Origin of the sequence: Shewanella sp. S1-58-MNA-CIBAN-0166 (genome assembly GCF_040310085.1) — a bacterium.
GTDB lineage: Bacteria > Pseudomonadota > Gammaproteobacteria > Enterobacterales > Shewanellaceae > Shewanella.
Window position 1 is genome coordinate 1 of sequence record NZ_JBEOPN010000068.1, and the last position, 1,923, is coordinate 1,923.

A 1,923-nucleotide genomic window follows, 5' to 3' on the forward strand; every position below is an offset into this window, starting at 1 on the left:
ATCCAGGTGTTAATGCTTTAAAGTCACAAAAATCAATGACAACACCTGGATCCCCGATAAGAGATCTCGAGGATGACGGGCTAGGGGGAAAGGGTAATCCCCACTATTACGTTATTCAAGTAATGCATACTCACACGCCATTAATGTTCACTATTCGTCATTCAAGTAATGCACCTATAAGTCACACCAGTAATCTACCCACACGTCATTCCGGTAACGCATTTGAGCCGGAATCCAGGTGTTAATGCTTTAAAGTCACAAAAATCAATGACAACACCTGGATCCCCGATAAGAGATCTCGAGGATGACAGCGGCGAAGCCAAAGCAACACATGGATACCCGATAAGAGATCTCGAGGATGACAGGTTAGGAGGAAGTAATGCACCTATAAGTCACACCAGTAATCTACCCACACATCATTCCGGTAACGCATTTGAGCCGGAATCCAGGTGTTGTAATGGCCAAGTTTTAAGCTGCTTTTTTCAATGTACGAATTAATCGCATAACCAAGCGGTACATTTTTTGGGTTTTTATCTGGAGCCCGCTTTAGATGCTATATTTTACTTATCATTTAGTCAGGTAAAACGCTTATGGATAAGCAATCATACATTTACATAATGGCAAATCGACCTAATGGCGCATTATATGTCGGAGTGACTTCTGATTTAATTAAACGCGCTTGGGAGCATAAAAATGGTCTCTCAGACGGTTTTACCAAGAAGAATACAATTAACCAGCTAGTTTACTATGAAGTTTTTGATGATATTTATAATGCAATTACAAGAGAGAAGCAGCTTAAAAAGTGGAAACGAGAATGGAAAATTGAATTAATTGAAAAATTAAATCCACGCTGGGATGATCTTGAAATCTAAATTGGTAGATAATACTTAGATCCGTTTTAGTCGCATTTCTTAGCTGGGCTCAATGTATTGATAATGGCGGCTAGGCAAAGCCAAGGCAACACCTGGATCCCCGATAAGATATCTCGAGGATGACGTGCGGGGGGAAGTAATACTCACTATTTCGCTATTCAAGTAATGCTCCCTCAAATTACGTCATTCCGGTAACGCTTTTGAGCCGGAATCCAGGTGTTAATGTTTAAAGCCACAATAATCCAAGGCAACACCTGGATCCGTCCCGGTAGTGTTTCTGAGCCGGGATAAGAGATCTCGAGGATGACGGGCGGGTGGAGCCAAACTACTGCATTTCAAACAACGCCCACTACTACGTCATTCGGGCATGCTTTCTATGTTTTAGTGTTATGCCTATTATTACAACATCCAAATAACGCTCACTATTACGTCATTCCGGTAATGCATTTGAGCCGGAATCCAGGTGTTGTTTTTAAGCTTGAAAGAAAAGTGAAAGTAAAAATCAAATGAAACACCTGGATCCCTGATAACAGATCTCAGGGATGACGGGCGGGTGGAGCCAAACTACTGCATTTCAAACAACGCCCACTACTACGTCATTCGGACATGCTTTCTATGTTTTAGTGTTATGCCTATTATTACAACATCCAAATAACGCTCAAACTACGTCATTCCGGTAATGCATTTGAGCCGGAATCCAGGTGTTGTTTTTAAGCTTGAAAGTAAAAATCAAATGAAACACCTGGATCCCTGATAACAGATCTCAGGGATGACGGGCGGGTAGAGAAACACCTGGATCCCCGATAAAAGCATTCGAGGATGACGGGGAAGCAACGATCACTATTACGTCATTCCGGCAATGCTTTTGAGCCGGAATCCAGGTGTTGTTTTTAAGCTTGAAAGTAAAAGTGAAAGTCAAAGCCAAATCAAACACCTGGATCCCTGATAACAGATCTCAGGGATGACGGGCTATAGAGAAACACCTGGATCCCCGATAAAAGCATTCGAGGATGACGGGCGGGGAAGCAACGCTCACTATTACGTCATTCCG

The 1,923-nt window shown here is 42.4% G+C and carries 2 protein-coding genes; both read left to right on the forward strand.

The genetic code is table 11. The features are described 5' to 3' along the window. The coding region (locus AAEY99_RS21090; RefSeq protein ID WP_351011924.1) for a hypothetical protein at window positions 1–245 on the forward strand (245 nt) is incomplete at its 5' end. Between the two features lie 345 nt (window positions 246–590). After that, window positions 591–872 carry a GIY-YIG nuclease family protein gene (locus AAEY99_RS21095; RefSeq protein ID WP_351011926.1) on the forward strand — a complete coding sequence of 94 codons (282 nt, stop codon included), beginning with the start codon at window positions 591–593 and terminating at the stop codon, window positions 870–872. The last annotated feature ends 1,051 nt before the right edge of the window (window positions 873–1,923 follow it).